Here is a 15728-nt window from a genome sequence, read left to right on the forward strand (position 1 = left end):
CCGCCGCAGCACCTCTTGCCACCCCGCTTCTAACTTGATTTTGCATGTCTCGTCCACAACTGCTTACTGCATTAAGTCAGCGTGCAGCGCAGGTCCGGAGCAGGCTCGGCGATCCGCACTGCAGCGTCCATTCCCTTATCCCCGCACCATGAGGAAACCATGAGCGAAAACATTAAATACATTACCGACTCCTCCTTCGATGCCGACGTGCTGAAGTCCGACAAACCGGTGCTGGTCGACTTCTGGGCCGAATGGTGCGGTCCGTGCAAGATGATTGCGCCCATCCTTGAAGAAGTAGCCAAGGAATACGACGGCAAGATCCAGATCGCCAAGATGGACGTCGACGCCAACCAGGCCGTGCCGGCCCAGTTCGGCATCCGCGGCATCCCGACGCTGATCCTGTTCAAGAATGGCGAAGTCGCCGCGCAGAAAGTCGGCGCGCTCGGCAAGGGTCAGCTGACCTCGTTCATCGACAGCAACATCTGATGTATTAAGCCGCAGCGGTGCCCTGCACCGCTGCATTTAACGACTACTTCCACGCAGTTCCCTCCCCCACCTTTTACCTTCCCATCCCGGGACACATACTCATGCATTTATCTGAACTCAAGGCGCTGCACGTCTCCGCCCTGCTCGAAATGGCGATCGGCCTGGACATCGACAATGCGGCCCGCCTGCGCAAGCAGGAGCTGATGTTCGCGATCCTGAAGAAGCGCGCCAAGTCCGGCGAGCAGATTTTCGGCGACGGCGCCCTCGAAGTGCTGCCGGACGGCTTCGGCTTCCTGCGTTCGCCCGACGCCAGCTACATGGCCTCGACCGACGACATCTATATCTCGCCGTCGCAGATCCGCCGCTTCAACCTGCACACCGGCGACTCGATCGAAGGCGAAGTGCGCACGCCGAAAGACGGCGAACGCTATTTCGCGCTGGTCAAGGTCGACAAGGTCAACGGCGAGTCGCCCGAGGCGTCCAAGCACAAGATCCTGTTCGAGAACCTGACGCCGCTGCACCCGAACAAGCCGCTGATGCTCGAGCGCGAGATGCGCGGCGAGGAAAACATCACCGGCCGCATCATCGACATGATCGCACCCATCGGCAAGGGCCAGCGCGGCCTGCTGGTGGCGTCGCCGAAGTCCGGCAAATCGGTGATGCTGCAGCACATCGCGCATGCGATTACCGCGAACCACCCGGACATAGTGCTGATCGTGCTGCTGATCGACGAGCGGCCCGAGGAAGTGACGGAAATGCAGCGCTCGGTGCGCGGCGAAGTGGTGGCGTCGACCTTCGACGAACCCGCCACGCGCCACGTGCAGGTCGCCGAGATGGTGCTGGAGAAAGCCAAGCGCCTGGTCGAGATGAAGAAGGACGTCGTGATCCTGCTGGACTCGATCACCCGCCTGGCCCGCGCCTACAACACCGTGATCCCGGCGTCGGGCAAGGTGCTGACCGGCGGCGTCGACGCCAATGCGCTGCAGCGCCCGAAGCGTTTCTTCGGCGCAGCCCGCAACATCGAGGAAGGCGGCTCGCTGACCATCATCGCGACCGCGCTGATCGAGACCGGCAGCCGGATGGACGACGTGATCTACGAGGAATTCAAGGGCACCGGCAACATGGAAGTGCACCTGGAGCGCCGCCTGGCCGAAAAGCGGGTCTACCCGTCCATCAACCTCAACAAGTCCGGCACCCGCCGCGAGGAACTGCTGATCAAGCCCGACCAGCTGCAGAAGATCTGGGTGCTCAGGAAACTGCTCTACAGCATGGACGAGATCGAGGCGATGGAGTTCATCCTCGACAAGATGAAGGCGACCAAGAACAATGCCGAATTCTTCGACATGATGCGGCGCGGAAATTCCTGATTTCCGCTGCGCCATTCCCAAAGGGCGCTTGCTTCGGCAAGCGCCTTTTTCATGGGCGAACCGGCTTTCCTGCCGCCATCCATTTTCAGGGTATAATCCTGCCTCCAATTTCCGGCAAGTGATCGACAATCGGGTCAAGAAGCAGTGAGACCGACGAAGTGACGATTGGCTACCTATCCCACCGAGGCATACATGAAGACCGATATCCACCCAAATTACCGCGAAGTCCTGTTCCACGACGTTTCCAGCGACTTCAAGTTCATCACCCGCTCCACGCTGTCCACGCGTGAAAAAATGGAATACGAAGGCAAGGAATACCCGCTCGTGAAGATCGAGGTGTCGTCCGAGTCGCATCCGTTCTACACCGGCAAGCACAAGATCGTCGACACCGCCGGCCGCGTCGAGAAATTCCGCCAGAAATTCGGCAAGGTCGGTTCCAAGACCGCCGTGGCAGAGTCAGAGTAATTTCCCCGCCCGGGCCAGAAAGGCAGCTTCGGCTGCCTTTTTCATGTGCGCCACGCAGATGAGCCGCCGGTGACGTCGCCCGGCTGGATGCATACCTTTCTACAGCACCGATGAAGCCTGTCCGCCTTCCCGCTTCCGCCACCCTCGCGCTGCCGCGCTGGGGCCTGGTCGCCCTGTGCCTGCTCTACATCCTGCCGGGACTGATCCGGCGCGACCCGTGGAAGAGCGACGACGCCGCCGGCTTCGGCATCATGTGGACCATGGCGCGCGGCGGCTGGCAGGACTGGCTGCTGCCGCATATCGCCGGCCTGCAGGTGCCCGGCGAAGGGCCGCTGGCATTCTGGCTGGGCGCGCTGTTCATCCACCTGTTCGGCTGGCTGCTGGGCGACGCGCTCGCCGCCCGCATCGCCACCATCGGTTTCTTCCTGATCGGCGCGCTGTCGGTCTGGTATTCCACCTACCTGCTCGGGCGACGCGCCGAGACCCAGCCGATCCGGCTGGCCTTCGGCGGACAGCCCGAAGCACGCGACTACGGCCGCACGCTGGCCGACGGCGCGCTGCTGATCTACCTCGGCTGCCTGGGCCTGCTGCTGCGCAGCCACGAGACCACGGCCGAGGCGCTGCAGATTTCCCTGATCGCCTTTGCCGTCTATGCCAGCGTGCGCCTGTTCGAGTCGCAGTCGCTGCGCGCGGCCCTCATGCTCGGCACGACGCTGGGCCTGCTGGTGCTCACGCGCGGCTGGCTGGCGCCGCTTGCGATGTGGAGCGCGCTGGTGCTGGCCTCGCCGCGCCACGGCGACCGGCTGCTGCAGCGGCTGACCCTGGTCGCGCTGCCGATGGGCTTCGCGATCGGCGCCATCTGGCCGCTGCTCAACGCGCTGTTCCTGCCCTACGGCGTCAACCCGACACAATCCTGGCTGGAATGGAATGCGGCGCAGCTGGCGCTGCCGTCGACGCACAGCCTGGTGTATTTCCTCAAGTACAGCATCTGGTTCGCCTGGCCGGCATGGCCATTTGCCGGCTGGGCGCTGTATGCATGGCGGCAGCAGCATGCGGCGCTGCATGTCCGGCTGCCGCTGGCGCTCGTCGCCGCCTTCACGCTGCTGGCGCTGTGCAGCCCGCACGGCGAGGAAGGCGTGCTGCTGCCGCTGCTGCCGCCGATGGCCATCCTCGCCGCCTTCGGGCTGCCGACGATGAAGCGCGGCGCGATCAACGCGGTGGACTGGTTCGCGATGATGACGCTGTCCACCTGCGCCGGTTTCATCTGGGTCGGCTGGATCGCCAAGCAGACCGGCTGGCCGGCCCAGATCGCGCGCAACGCGTTCAAGCTCGCGCCCGGCTTCAAGCCCGAATTCAACCTGCTCGCGATGCTGATCGCGGCGGCGGCCACGGTGGGCTGGATCATGCTGGTGCGGTGGCGCATCGCCCGCCATCCGTCGGTGCTGTGGCGCGCGGTGGTGCTGTCGTCGGGCGGCGTGATCCTGTGCTGGCTGCTGCTAATGACGCTGTGGCTGCCCTGGCTGAACTACGGCAAGAGCTATGCGGGCGTGAGCCACCAGATCGGCGAGAAGCTGCCGGACTCGGGCTATTGCGTCGACACCAATGTCGGCCCGGCGCAGCGCGCGTCCTTCGCCTATTTCGGCCAGGTCGAGTTCTCCCGTTTCGGCAACCATGACTGCGAATACCTGCTGCTGCAGGACAGCGGCCACAGCCCGCTGATCACCAAGGACGCCGAGGGCAGCCTGCACCTGCTGTGGGAAGGTCGGCGTCCATCCGACCGCGACGAACGCTACCGGCTCTACCGGCGCGGGACCCGATGACGGCAGCCGTCGAAAGCCACGGCTCGCGCAGCCGCCGCATCGGCGCGCTCGCCTGGCCGCTGCTGGTCGGACAGCTGGCGGTGATCGCCAACGGCGTCATCGACACAGCGATGACCTCGCGCTTCTCGTCCGCCGACCTGGCCGCGCTGGCGGTGGGCGCATCGATCTACGTCAGCTCCTTCGTCGGCCTGTCCGGCGTGCTGCAGGCAGTGTCGCCCATCATCGGCCAGCTCTACGGCGCCCGCAAATACGGCGAGATCGGCTACGAGATCAAGCAGAGCATCTGGCTCGCGCTGTTCCTGTGCGTGGCCGGCTTCGTGCTGCTGCTGTTTCCGCAGCCGCTGCTGGCGCTGGCCCATGCATCGCCCGAGACCGCCGAGAAGGTCACGCTCTACCTGCGCATCCTCGCGCTGGCGCTGCCTGCCACGCTGGGCTTTCGCATCTACGGCTCGCTCAACACCGCGCTGTCGCGGCCCAAGATGGTGATGGCGATACAGGTCGGCACGCTGCTGCTGAAAATCCCGCTGAACATGCTTTTCATTTTCGGCGGCCTGGGGCTGCCGGCGATGGGCGGGCCGGGCTGCGCGGTGGCCACGGCCATCGCGGCCTGGATGGCGGTCGCCGCGGGCCTGGTGCTGCTCAAGGGCGACAGCTTCTACACGCCGTTCCGCCTGTTCGGGACCGGCTTCGTCGCGCCGCACTGGAAGGCGCAGAAGGCGTTTTTGAAGCTGGGCATCCCGATGGGCCTGTCCTACCTGATCGAGGTCACCGCCTATACCTTCATGGCGTTGTTCATCGCGCGCATCGGCAACACGGCTGTCGCGAGCCACCAGGTGACCGCCAACTTCGGCACGGTGCTCTACATGCTGCCGCTGTCGATCGCCAATGCCACCGGCACGCTGGTCGCGCAGGCGCTCGGCGCGAAGCACCTGGATGAAGCCCGCCGCATCGGCCATGCCGGCATCCGGCTGGCGGCGCTGGCCTCGGTGACGGTCGGCGTGCTGGTCTGGCTGTTTCGCGGCGCCATCATCCGCGCCTATACGCCAGACGAGGCGGTCATCGCGGCAGCCATGCCGCTGTTCCTGTTCATTGCGTTCTACCAGCTGTTCGACTCGGTGCAGGTGACCACGGCCTTCGTGCTGCGGGCCTACAAGGTGGCGGTGGTGCCGACCGTGATCTATGCAGTGGCGCTGTGGGGCGTGGGCCTGGCCGGCGGCTACCTGATGGGACTGGATCCGCTGGGCATCGCGCCGGCGGCGCTTCGCGGCGCGGCCGGCTTCTGGCTCGGCAACAGCGCCAGCCTCGGGCTGGTGGCGATCGGTCTGCTGTGGTACCTGCTGCGGGTGGAACGGCGGGCCGCGGCCGGCGCCTAGGCAATCTCCGGCCCGGCACGCATTTTCAGCCGCCGGGAAGGCATGCAGCGCCGCCGGATCCTTTCGAGCGACCGACGCTACTGACGTGGCCCTATCCCTGAAGACCACGCCATGCAACCCGCTTCCACCAGACCTTGCCGCGCCCTCGCAATGCACCAGACTCGCACATCGATTGCGGACCTGCCGGACGATATCCTCCCGATCATCTTCAGCAAACTGCCAGGGCAGGATGTGCGCCTGCTTCCCCTGCTCAGCAGTCGATTCCAGCGCCTTTCCGAGCCGGCGATCCAGGCCATGGCGGCAAGCATGCTTCACGCCGCGCTCCCTCTGACAACGCCGGCTGACTGGCAAAAGCTGTCGCGCGTCCTGAAAATGCATGCGCATCACATCACGCTGGACAACTGGAAGGGCTTTCTCGGCGCCGTGGCCGATGCGGGAGGCAGCACCGTGCTGGTGCAACTGCTGTTGCTGGCGCCGTCGGTCGGCGCAGGAGATGCGGACATCGCGCGATTCACCGGCGACATGCCGCTCCAGCTCGATCAGCAGGATCTTCCCTTCCTGAAGGAATTGAACGCAACACGCCGCATCGGGAATAGCTCGAGCATCCAGGTCGTATCGAACACCGCCGGAAACCAGCTGGCGCAAAAAATAATTGCCAGCGGCCTGGCCCACCAGTTCCGCTCCGAAGGCAAGCGCGGCAATTCATCGGCGGGCGACCAGGCGCCGTCATGCATGCCGGCAGGCCGGACCACCCTGGCCGCGGCCCTTGAGCAATTGACGCCGCTGGAATTCGCTGGCGCGCTCTGGCATGCGGGCGCATGGGACCAGCGGGATGCAGGCATCAACGCATGGATAAGGGGGATGGTCGGCGCGCACCTGAAAAAATGCGCGGGAAGCCAGGAAATCGCGAAGCTCAACCTGCGCTGCTACATATCCGACCCGGAAAGGAAAGCCCCGTGGTTCGAGATGCTGGCCGCGACAGGCGAACTCGGGCCGGCCCCGGGCGCAAGACCTTATCTCGGCACCCTGTTCAGCCAATTCTTCGAATACGCCACGCGCGACAACCCGGCTATCCCGTGGCGCGAACAAGTGCCCGCCTTCGCCCGCTGCGCGCTGATCGCAATGGCCTCCGAAACGCCAGCCGGGAAAGGAGAATTTTCCTTTTCGAAAACACTGGTCAACTGCAGGTTCATTACAAGGAAGGAGGCGCAGGATTTTGTCAGGAAGCTTGAAAAGCGCGCCCCCGGGTCGATGCCGCTTGCAGCCGCGGTCAGGCAATGGATGGAAGACCGTCGCGCGCAGTGAACGCGAACAGCGTTTTACATGGCCGATGCAAGCCTTCAGGACGGCCCAACCGGGACCGCGCCGGTTGACCCTGGCCGCCGGCGGCAGCCGGAGCGGTGAACCTCACCCCGGCCGGCCGGCAAGCGGGTTCTCCCGGGACGGGCTGCCTGGCCCTATACCCCGCCGACGTCCGCCAGCAGGCGGTGCGCCAGCGCCTTGGCCTCTTCCAGCGCCTCTTCCGGCGTTTCCGACACGCCATTGACCATTTGCGGCGCATTGTCTTCGGAAGGGCTGCCCATCCGGGTCAGAAGCACAACGCCCTGGAACGTGCCATCGGGCAGGCGCTGGATATCCGCTTCCGCTTTCCAGTCGAGCTTGGTATAGGTCACTGCTGCCATAGGGGTTTTCCTGTCGTTGATGGGAATAAAATCATCGCCCGGCATGTTTGCGTCCGGTCAAGGGACACGCGATGCCGTGCATGCATGATGGCCTGCGTCAGAACTCGTGATTGTCGAGCGCCCGCCGGGCACGTTGTTGGGCAGCTTCCAGCGCCGAACGTTCATCGGGATGGATGCCTGCCGGGATATAGGTCTCGGCCACTTCAGGTTCGCGCGTCAGGCGAACGAAGACCTGGGCTTCGTACGTGCCGTCGGGCATGAGCCTGACGTCGGTACGGGCGACATGGGTGCCGCTCTGCAAGGTGTTTCCAGCCATTCGGTTCTCCTGTATGAGGCTAGCTCGGATTAGGGTCGGGGACCGGGTCCTCGTCCGGTCCCGGCACGCCGGGAACCGGGGTGGAATCGTCCTCTTCCAGCGGTTCATTGTCCGGATGGGGTATGGGCGCCCTATGCATGAAAGCCTCGTGGTCAGGTTGGATGAAAATCCTAGCATGCCCTCTCCGGGTCTTCTTGCGCTCAATCACGCAGCAGGACAGGCCGGCCTTGCATGCTTTGTTCGGTGGCGTACCGATCCGTTCATGCTGCAGGTGCACAATGATTGCAGACACTTTTTCCGGGAAACGTACCATGGTCAGGATGAAATTTTCGATCGAGCTGGCGTATGAGATCTTCGACCGCTCCGCCGACTTCATATTCAATATCGAGGCAGCGCAGACGCCGCACCAGACCGTCGTCTCCGAGAAACTGGATGTCAGCCAGCAGGTCCGGCAGGATTCCTACACCGACCAGCGCCTGGCGGCCCGCTTCCTGCGGCTGCAGGCGGCCGCCGGCCCGCTGACCGTGCGCTACGAAGCGACGGTGGACATCAACCACCATGCCGCCTCGCCGACCGCGCTGCAGGAAATGCCGATTTCCACACTGCCGCTGGAGGCGCTGCCGTATATCGTGCCGAGCCGCTACTGCCAGTCTGACCGGCTGCAGAAGTTCGCCACCGCCGAGTTCGGCATGCTGCCGCGCGGCTACGGACGGGTGAAAGCCATCCAGGAATGGGTACGCAACCATGTCAAATTCCAGAGCGGCAGTTCCAACGGCAGCACCTCGGCGATGGACACCATCATCGAGCGTGGCGGCGTCTGCCGCGATTTCGCCCATCTGATGATTGCGCTGTGCCGCGCAGTCAACATCCCGGCGCGCTTCGTCTCGGGCATCGACTACGGCGCCGACCCTTCGCTCGGGCCGACCGACTTCCATGCCTATGTCGAGGTCATGCTCAGCGGCCGCTGGTACCTGTTCGACCCGAGCGGCGTGTCGCCGCCTATGGGCCTGGTCCGGCTGGGCACCGGCCGGGACGCCGCCGATGCCGCATTCGCCACGGTCTTCGGCATGGTGCGCTCGGCGCCGCCCGTGATCCAGATCGAAGCGATCACCGACGGCGGCGGCCAGCTGGTGATGCCGGCAATCTGCGACGACCTGCTGTCCACCAGCGGGCTGGAGACGGAAACGGCTGCCTGAGCCTCAGGGCGCCGGCAGCGCGAAGGTCAGGTTGCCCCAGAAGCTGTCCCAGTCCGCGTTCGGCGCATCCTTGGCCGGGGTCATGTGGACGACGCTGACCATCCATTCGCCTGCGTAAGGCAGGCTGAGCGCGACTTCGCCGGCGGCGTCGGTCCTGGCCTTGATCAGCAATAACTGGCTGTCATGCTTGTGCCAGCCCTTGACCAGCGCATTGGCCAGCGGCCGGTTCTCGAAAGTCAGGCGAAAGCGCAGCGTGCTGCCCGGCCGCGCCGCATACGGATCGGACAGCGCGGTAATTTCCAGCCGCTGGCCGGTCCGCACCGCATAGGTGTCGTCGGAAACGCCGCCCGACTTCAGCAGGGACTTCACATGGCGCCGGTAGCGCTCGCGGCCGGGCGCAGCGGCCTTGCCGGCCGCTTCGCGCTGCTCGATCACGTAGTCGAGCCCTTCATCGTGAAGATAGGCCTGGAATTTATCCACTGACAGCGTAAAGGTAATCGGCTGGCTGTCGAAGGCGATCAGGTGCGAGCCGGCATTGGCGATCGGCACGTCCAGCCGCGGCAGCGCGGTCCTGCGCGGCAGGCGCGGCATCAGGTCGACGACCGAACCCGCCGAATAATGCCGCAGCGCAGCGGTGCGCTCATCCACCAGCGGCGTCAGTTCCCCATCGAAATTTTCCCCGACATGCAGTGAAATGGCCGCGCTTGCGCCTGCCGCCGGCGTGAACGGCTGCGCCTCCAGCCAGAATTCATGGCCGTGGGCCAGTGGCGCCAGAACGGCGAAAAGAGTAGCCAGCAGGCCGGTTTTGAGTCTGGTTCGCATGGGTTGGCGGGCAGTGAAGGAGTCGGAGTGCCGCAACTATTGCATATTGCCGGCGCGGACACATTGCCTGCGGACAAAGCCGTTTTGCCGGCGGTATGCCGGTTCGCCGCTTCGCCAGTGGCCGCAGGCAGCCGGCACCGGCGAATATTCCTGCGCAAAAAAAACGCCCCGCAGCAGCGGGGCGTTTTCAATCAGCGGCAAACCGGTTACTTGGCGGCCATCAGCGCAACCGTGGTGTCGAGCATGCGGTTCGAGAAACCCCACTCGTTGTCATACCACGACGACACCTTCACCAGGCGGCCCGACACCTTGGTCAGGGTCGAGTCGAAGTTGCTCGACGCCGGGTTGTGGTTGAAGTCGACCGACACCAGCGGCTCGGTCTGGTAGGTCAGGATGCCCTTGAGCGCGCCTTCGGACGCTTCCTTCATGATGCTGTTGATCTCGTCCACCGTGGTGTCGCGCTTGGCGATGAAGGACAGGTCGACGATGGACACGTTGATGGTCGGCACGCGGATCGCGTAGCCGTCCAGCTTGCCGTTGAGTTCGGGCAGCACCAGGCCCACCGCGGCGGCGGCGCCGGTCTTGGTCGGGATCATGCTCATCGTGGCGGAACGGGCGCGGCGCAGGTCCTCGTGCATCACGTCGGTCAGCACCTGGTCGTTGGTGTACGCATGGACCGTGGTCATCAGGCCGTTTTCCAGGCCGATCTTGTCGTTCAGCGGCTTGACCAGCGGGGCCAGGCAGTTGGTCGTGCAGGATGCGTTGGAAATCACGGTGTCGGACGCCTTGAGCACGGCATGGTTGACGCCGTAGACGATGGTCGCGTCGACGTCCTTGCCGCCCGGCGCCGAGATGATGACCTTCTTCGCGCCGCCCTTCAGGTGGGCCGACGCCTTTTCCTTGGTGGTGAAGAAGCCGGTGCATTCCAGCACCACGTCCACGCCCAGCTCGCCCCATGGGATCTCGGCCGGATTGCGCTGCGCGAAGACGCGGATGCGGTCGCCGTTGACGACCATGAAGTCGCCGTCGACTTCCACGGTGCCCGGGAACTTGCCGTGCGCGGTGTCATAGCGGGTCAGGTGGGCGTTCGACTTGGCGTCGCCCAGGTCGTTGATCGCGACGATCTGGATGTCGTTTTTCTTGCCGCCTTCGTAGTGCGCGCGCAGCACATTGCGGCCGATGCGGCCGTAACCGTTGATTGCAACCTTGATGGTCATTTTTTATCTCCAGGACAGTTTAAGCAAATCGAATTTTTGGCCCGGCGTCGCCGCCGGCCGCGGGTTCAGGCTCAGGCCAGCACCATCTTGACGGCATCCACCACTTTTTCGGTCGTGAAGCCGAAGTGCTTGAACAGCACATTCGCCGGCGCGGATTCGCCAAAGGTGTCGATGCCGATGACCGCGCCTTCAAGGCCGACATACTTGTACCAGAAGTCGGATACGCCGGCTTCGATCGCGACACGCGGCACGCCTTTGGTCAACACGCTGGCCTTGTAGGCAGCGTCCTGGCGGTCAAAGACGTCGGAGCAGGGCATCGACACGATGCGCGCCGCCACGCCCTGCTGCGCCAGCGCATCGGCCGCCTTGACCGCCAGTTCGATTTCCGAACCGGTCGCGATCAGGATGATTTTCGCATCCGGCGCGTCGCGCAGCACATAGCCGCCGCGCGCGATATCGGCCACCTGCGCATCGCTGCGCTGCTGGAACGGCAGGTTCTGGCGCGAGAAGATCAGCGTGGACGGGCCGGCCTTGCGCTTGACGGATTCCGCCCAGGCAACCGCGGACTCGACCGTGTCGCAAGGACGCCAGTTGTCCAGGTTCGGGATCAGCCGCAGGCTGGACACGTGCTCGACCGCCTGGTGCGTCGGGCCGTCCTCGCCGAGGCCGATCGAATCGTGGGTGAACACGAACAGCGTGCGGATCTTCATCAGCGCGGCCATGCGCAGCGCATTGCGGCTGTAGTCGGAGAACGTCAGGAAGGTCGCGCCGAACGGGATGAAGCCGCCATGCAGCGTGATGCCGTTCATGATGGCGCTCATGCCGAATTCGCGTACGCCGTAATTGATATGGTTGCCCGGCTGGTTGGCGCGGACGGCCACCGATTCCTTCCAGTTGGTCAGGTTGGAGCCGGTCAGGTCGGCCGAGCCGCCGAGGAACTCCGGCAGCACCTGCGCCAGCGCCTGGATCGCATTCTGGCTGGCCTTGCGGGTCGCGATGGTTTCCTGCTTTTCGATGCAGCTGGCGAGATAGCTGCGCACGGTCTCGTCGAAGTTGGCCGGCAGTTCGCCCTTCATCCGGCGCTGCAGTTCGGCCGCTTCCTGCGGATAGGCTTCCCGGTACAGCGCGAACTGCTTGTTCCAGTCGTCCTCGACGCGGGCGCCTTCCTTACGGGCGTCCCAGTCGGCATAGACGTCGGCCGGGATCTCGAACGGCTGCTCGGACCAGCCCAGCGCCTCACGGGTCAGGCCGATTTCCTTGTCGCCGAGCGCGGCGCCGTGGACCTTGTCGCTGCCCTGCAGCGTCGGCGCGCCCTTGCCGATCACGGTCTTGCAGCAGATCAGCGTCGGCTTGCCGGCGTCGCGCGCCTGGCGGATCGCGCCGTCGACCGCGTCGACGTCATGGCCGTCGACGCCGCGGATCACGTTCCAGCCATAGGCCTCGAAACGCTTGGGCGTGTCGTCGCTGAACCAGCCTTCGACCTTGCCGTCGATGGAAATGCCGTTGTCGTCATACAGCACGATCAGCTTGGACAGGCCCAGCGTGCCGGCCAGCGAGCAGGCTTCGTGGGAAATGCCCTCCATCAGGCAGCCGTCGCCGGTAAACACGTAGGTGTTGTGGTCGACGATGTCCATGCCGGGCCGGTTGAAATGCGCGGCCAGCAGCTTTTCGGCGAGCGCCATGCCGACCGCGTTGGCCAGGCCCTGGCCCAGCGGGCCGGTGCTGGTCTCGACGCCCGGCGTGATTTCGTATTCGGGATGGCCCGGCGTCTTCGAATGCAGCTGGCGGAAGTTGCGGATCTCGTCCATCGACAGTTCGTGGCCGGTCAGGTGCAGCAGCGCGTACAGCAGCATGGAGCCGTGGCCGTTTGACAGCACGAAGCGGTCGCGGTTGATCCAGCGCGGGTTGGCCGGATTGTGGCGGTAATGACGGCTCCACAGGGCTACTGCGATCTCCGCCATGCCCATCGGCATCCCGGGGTGGCCGGAATTGGCTTTTTGCACGGCGTCCATTGCCAGCGCACGGATTGCATTGGCCATTCTGTTCGAGGAGGAGAGTGAAGTCATGATCGCTAAGGGTAGTGGAGGAGGCGCGGCGCACGCGCGGGCCTTGCTGCAAAGCCGCATATTTTAGCAGACTGATGTACGCGACCGTAGTTCCCGGTTGCGCCAAACCATTGCCTGCCGGTAAATATCCGCCCCGGCACGGGCGGGATGAGCCGACCGCCCGTGACAGCATGGCAAGCCTGGCCTAGAATCGTTCGCCCACCATCGATGGAAAGACCATGCCCCGATTTTATTGCCCTGAACCGCTGGTTGTCGGCGCCACGATCACGCTGCCGGATGCCATCGCGCACCATCTGCACGTCCTGCGGATGGAGACCGGGGCGCAGGTCACCTTGTTCGACGGCACCGGCGGCGAGTATGCGGCATCCCTGACCAGCCTGGAGAAGCGCCGCGCCACGGCCGAAGTCAAGCTGTTCACGCCGCGCGAAGCCGAGCTGCCGCATGCGATCACGCTGGCGCAGGCGCTGCCGGAGGGCAGCAAGATGGAATGGATCATCGAGAAGGCAGTCGAACTCGGCGCCACCGCGATCCAGCCGCTGGCCGCGCAGCGCTGCGTCGTGCGCCTGTCCGCCGACAGGGCGTCGAAGAAAGCGGCGCACTGGCAGGGCATCATCGTCGCCGCCGCCGAGCAGAGCGGCCGCAACCGCCTGCCCCACCTCGCGGACATCGCCGACTTTTCCGCCTGGATCGGCCAGCATGACATGCACCGGCGCATCCTGCTGACGCCGCGCGCCGAGCAGCCGCTGTCGGACTGGGCCCGCCATCATCCGCCGCAGCCGGTGACGCTGATGATCGGCCCGGAAGGCGGATTTTCCGATGCCGAGGAAAAAGCCGCGCTGGACCATGGCGCGCTGGCCCTGTCCATGGGTCCGCGGATATTGCGCACCGAGACCGCGGGCCTGGCCGCGCTGTCCGCGCTTACCGCACTGTGGGGCGCGATGTGATGCGGCGGCCATGGAACTGATCAGGCGCCTGTTCCGGCGCGCGCCGCCGCGGATACCCGGCAGGCTCTGGGCCGAAGCGCTCGACAGCATGCCCTGCCTGGCGCGACTGCAGGACGGCGACCTGCGCCGCCTGCAGGCATTGACGGAGCGTTTCCTGGCCGAACATGCAATCAGCGGCGCCGGCGGCTTCGCCGTCACCGACGAGATCGCGCTGCGCATTGCCGCCCAGGCCTGCCTGCCGGTGCTGAACCTGACGCTGGACCTGTACCGCGACATGGCCGGCGTCATCGTCTACCCGTCCGCCTTCATCGTGCGCCACAGCGAGGTCGACGAGGCCGGCGTGGTGCATGAATGGGAAGCGCCGATGGCCGGCGAGGCGCTCGACGCCGGCGGCGCGGTCGTGCTTTCGTGGGAAGACGCGCTGGAAGACCATGAATGGGACGACGGCAGCAACCTGGTAATTCATGAATTCGTGCACAAGATCGACATGGGCAGCGGCGGCGCGAACGGCTGCCCGCCCTTCCTTGCCGAATTCCACCAGGGCATCGACCCGGCCCGGTGGACCCGGGTGTTCACCGCCGCCTACGAGGATTTTCGCCGCCGCGTCGATGCGATGGAACGCCGGCTGCCCGCGGACTTCGACGAGGACGATGACGAGCATCTCGACCGCTACGCCGAACTCGCGCAGGGCCTGCCGATGGACCCGTACGGCGCCGAAAACCCCGCGGAATTTTTCGCGGTGGCCTCCGAGGCGTTTTTCGTGCAGCCGGCGGCCCTGGCGGCAGCATATGGCCAAGTCGTTGAATTGCTTGAACAATATTACCTGCAGAAGGCGCTGCGCGCGGACTGAACAGGCCCGGTGATACGGAAAGGCAAAGGTTTGCCCGTATAATCGGCGGTTTTGCGACCCGTTTTCCACCGGCTTCCCGACCATGAAGGTATTTCGCGGACTACCCAATGCCGAATCGCGCGCGCCCTGCGCGCTGACCATCGGCAATTTCGACGGCGTGCACCGTGGTCACCAGGCCCTGCTGGCGCAGCAGCGCGACGCCGCCGATCGCCTGGGCCTGGAAACCGCGGTGATGACCTTCGAGCCGCATCCACGCGAGTATTTCGCACAGCGCGCAGGCGACCTTTCCAAGGCGCCGGCCCGCATCGCCAGTCTGCGCGACAAGCTGCAGTCGCTGGCCAACGCCGGCGTGGACCGGGTGATCGTCGAGCATTTCAATGCGCAGTTCGCTTCGCTTACGCCTGAAGAATTCGTGAAGAACGTGCTGGTCGACGGCCTGCACGTCAAGTGGCTGATCGTCGGCGAGGACTTCTGCTACGGCAGCCGGCGCGCCGGCAACATCGCCACGCTGATGGAAGCCGGGCAGCGCTACGGCTTCGAAGTGGTCGCGCTGCCGGCGGTGAACAATCAGGGCAGCCGCATTTCATCGTCGGCCATCCGCCAGGCGCTGGCCGCGGCCGATTTCGATCATGCCCGCGCGCTGCTCGGCCACAGCTATACGATATCCGGGCACGTGATCCACGGCCAGAAGCTGGGACGCACGCTGGGTTTCCCGACGCTGAACCTGCGCATCAGCCATCGCCGCCCCGCGCTGTCCGGCATTTTCGTGGTCCAGGTGCATGGCCTGGCGCCGCATCCGCTGCCGGCCGTCGCCAGCCTCGGCGTGCGGCCGACCGTGGACGACAGCGGCCGGGTGCTGCTGGAAACCCACGTGTTCGACTTCGACCAGCATTGCTACGGCAAGCTGATCCGCGTCGAATTCCTGGCCAAGCTGCGCGACGAGGAAAAATACGACGGCCTGGCGGCGCTGACCGCCGCCATCGACCATGACGGGCGGCGCGCGCGCGGCTGGTTCCGCGAGCGCAACAGCGGCGCCGTCTCCGCGACCGACCGAATTTGACGCTGCGCCCAACGCCAGCATCACCGCACAGATTGCCTCCGACGGCTGCATCGCACCGTCCGGG

15 protein-coding genes are annotated in these 15728 nt (G+C 65.1%); 10 read left to right on the forward strand and 5 right to left on the reverse strand.

The window, feature by feature from the left end; translation table 11 throughout:
* Positions 1-159: 159 nt before the first annotated feature.
* From trxA to QOL82_RS09100, 6 genes are all read left to right on the forward strand, one after another.
* Positions 160-486 (forward strand): thioredoxin TrxA, encoded by a 327-nt coding sequence (gene trxA, locus QOL82_RS09075; RefSeq protein WP_283441935.1) that lies wholly within the window; start codon positions 160-162, stop codon positions 484-486.
* A 101-nt stretch (positions 487-587) separates the two neighbouring features.
* The gene (gene rho / locus QOL82_RS09080) at positions 588-1853 is read left to right on the forward strand and encodes a transcription termination factor Rho (protein WP_283441936.1); all 1266 of its coding nucleotides are present in this window, start codon (positions 588-590) and stop codon (positions 1851-1853) included.
* Between the two features lie 192 nt (positions 1854-2045).
* Entirely contained in the window at positions 2046-2318 is a 273-nt protein-coding gene (locus tag QOL82_RS09085; RefSeq protein ID WP_283442105.1) for a type B 50S ribosomal protein L31, read from the forward strand.
* Between the two features lie 110 nt (positions 2319-2428).
* Complete coding sequence (locus QOL82_RS09090; protein WP_283441937.1) at positions 2429-4138, forward strand: ArnT family glycosyltransferase; 1710 nt, start codon at positions 2429-2431, stop codon at positions 4136-4138.
* A complete protein-coding gene (locus QOL82_RS09095) occupies positions 4135-5511 on the forward strand; it encodes an MATE family efflux transporter (RefSeq protein WP_283441938.1) in 1377 nt (458 codons plus the stop codon). The genes QOL82_RS09090 and QOL82_RS09095 overlap by 4 nt, the downstream gene beginning before the upstream one ends.
* 150 nt (positions 5512-5661) lie before the next feature.
* Positions 5662-6816, forward strand: coding sequence for an F-box protein (locus tag QOL82_RS09100; RefSeq protein ID WP_283441939.1), 1155 nt, complete (start codon positions 5662-5664; stop codon positions 6814-6816).
* 152 nt (positions 6817-6968) lie between these two features.
* Here the strand turns inward: QOL82_RS09100 and QOL82_RS09105 are convergent, their stop codons facing one another.
* On the reverse strand, positions 6969-7193 hold the full coding sequence (locus QOL82_RS09105; protein WP_283441940.1) for a hypothetical protein: 225 nt from the start codon (positions 7191-7193) through the stop codon (positions 6969-6971).
* 97 nt (positions 7194-7290) lie between these two features.
* A complete protein-coding gene (locus QOL82_RS09110) occupies positions 7291-7509 on the reverse strand; it encodes a hypothetical protein (RefSeq protein WP_283441941.1) in 219 nt (72 codons plus the stop codon).
* 311 nt (positions 7510-7820) lie between these two features.
* Between QOL82_RS09110 and QOL82_RS09115 the strand changes: the two genes are divergently transcribed.
* A complete protein-coding gene (locus QOL82_RS09115; RefSeq protein ID WP_283441942.1) occupies positions 7821-8705 on the forward strand; it encodes a transglutaminase-like domain-containing protein in 885 nt (294 codons plus the stop codon).
* Positions 8706-8708: 3 nt separating this feature from the next.
* On the opposite strand, the gene QOL82_RS09120 is transcribed toward QOL82_RS09115, so the two are convergent.
* The 3 genes from QOL82_RS09120 to tkt form a co-directional block, all read right to left on the reverse strand.
* Positions 8709-9527: a DUF4198 domain-containing protein gene (locus QOL82_RS09120; protein ID WP_283441943.1), complete on the reverse strand. Its 819-nt coding sequence runs from the start codon at positions 9525-9527 to the stop codon at positions 8709-8711.
* A 206-nt stretch (positions 9528-9733) separates the two neighbouring features.
* Positions 9734-10744, reverse strand: coding sequence for a type I glyceraldehyde-3-phosphate dehydrogenase (gene gap, locus QOL82_RS09125; protein ID WP_283441944.1), 1011 nt, complete (start codon positions 10742-10744; stop codon positions 9734-9736).
* Between the two features lie 71 nt (positions 10745-10815).
* Entirely contained in the window at positions 10816-12783 is a 1968-nt protein-coding gene (gene tkt, locus QOL82_RS09130) for a transketolase (RefSeq protein WP_283441945.1), read from the reverse strand.
* A 245-nt stretch (positions 12784-13028) separates the two neighbouring features.
* On the opposite strand from tkt, the gene QOL82_RS09135 reads away from it, so the two are divergent.
* The 3 genes from QOL82_RS09135 to QOL82_RS09145 all read left to right on the forward strand — a co-directional run bounded on the left by QOL82_RS09135 (position 13029) and on the right by QOL82_RS09145 (position 15664).
* Positions 13029-13754, forward strand: a complete 726-nt coding sequence (locus QOL82_RS09135) for a 16S rRNA (uracil(1498)-N(3))-methyltransferase (RefSeq protein ID WP_283441946.1) — start codon at positions 13029-13031, stop codon at positions 13752-13754.
* Positions 13755-13764: 10 nt separating this feature from the next.
* Positions 13765-14604, forward strand: a complete 840-nt coding sequence (locus tag QOL82_RS09140) for a M90 family metallopeptidase (RefSeq protein WP_283441947.1) — start codon at positions 13765-13767, stop codon at positions 14602-14604.
* An 82-nt stretch (positions 14605-14686) separates the two neighbouring features.
* Entirely contained in the window at positions 14687-15664 is a 978-nt protein-coding gene (locus QOL82_RS09145; RefSeq protein WP_283441948.1) for a bifunctional riboflavin kinase/FAD synthetase, read from the forward strand.
* Positions 15665-15728 lie beyond the last annotated feature (64 nt).

It is taken from the genome of Noviherbaspirillum suwonense, from assembly GCF_900182955.1.
Lineage (GTDB): Bacteria > Pseudomonadota > Gammaproteobacteria > Burkholderiales > Burkholderiaceae_D > Noviherbaspirillum_A > Noviherbaspirillum_A suwonense.

What these genes read in the sequence shown, in the direction of transcription:
- QOL82_RS09120 (WP_283441943.1), bottom strand. Translation starts at nt 9,527, where the DNA reads ATGCGAACCAGACTCAAAACCGGCCTGCTGGCTACTCTTTTCGCCGTT.
- QOL82_RS09115 (WP_283441942.1), top strand. Translation starts at nt 7,821, where the DNA reads ATGGTCAGGATGAAATTTTCGATCGAGCTGGCGTATGAGATCTTCGAC.
- QOL82_RS09140 (WP_283441947.1), top strand. Translation starts at nt 13,765, where the DNA reads ATGGAACTGATCAGGCGCCTGTTCCGGCGCGCGCCGCCGCGGATACCC.
- QOL82_RS09095 (WP_283441938.1), top strand. Translation starts at nt 4,135, where the DNA reads ATGACGGCAGCCGTCGAAAGCCACGGCTCGCGCAGCCGCCGCATCGGC.
- gap (WP_283441944.1), bottom strand. Translation starts at nt 10,744, where the DNA reads ATGACCATCAAGGTTGCAATCAACGGTTACGGCCGCATCGGCCGCAAT.
- QOL82_RS09105 (WP_283441940.1), bottom strand. Translation starts at nt 7,193, where the DNA reads ATGGCAGCAGTGACCTATACCAAGCTCGACTGGAAAGCGGAAGCGGAT.
- QOL82_RS09135 (WP_283441946.1), top strand. Translation starts at nt 13,029, where the DNA reads ATGCCCCGATTTTATTGCCCTGAACCGCTGGTTGTCGGCGCCACGATC.
- QOL82_RS09110 (WP_283441941.1), bottom strand. Translation starts at nt 7,509, where the DNA reads ATGGCTGGAAACACCTTGCAGAGCGGCACCCATGTCGCCCGTACCGAC.
- tkt (WP_283441945.1), bottom strand. Translation starts at nt 12,783, where the DNA reads ATGGCCAATGCAATCCGTGCGCTGGCAATGGACGCCGTGCAAAAAGCC.
- trxA (WP_283441935.1), top strand. Translation starts at nt 160, where the DNA reads ATGAGCGAAAACATTAAATACATTACCGACTCCTCCTTCGATGCCGAC.
- QOL82_RS09145 (WP_283441948.1), top strand. Translation starts at nt 14,687, where the DNA reads ATGAAGGTATTTCGCGGACTACCCAATGCCGAATCGCGCGCGCCCTGC.
- QOL82_RS09085 (WP_283442105.1), top strand. Translation starts at nt 2,046, where the DNA reads ATGAAGACCGATATCCACCCAAATTACCGCGAAGTCCTGTTCCACGAC.
- QOL82_RS09100 (WP_283441939.1), top strand. Translation starts at nt 5,662, where the DNA reads ATGCACCAGACTCGCACATCGATTGCGGACCTGCCGGACGATATCCTC.
- rho (WP_283441936.1), top strand. Translation starts at nt 588, where the DNA reads ATGCATTTATCTGAACTCAAGGCGCTGCACGTCTCCGCCCTGCTCGAA.
- QOL82_RS09090 (WP_283441937.1), top strand. Translation starts at nt 2,429, where the DNA reads ATGAAGCCTGTCCGCCTTCCCGCTTCCGCCACCCTCGCGCTGCCGCGC.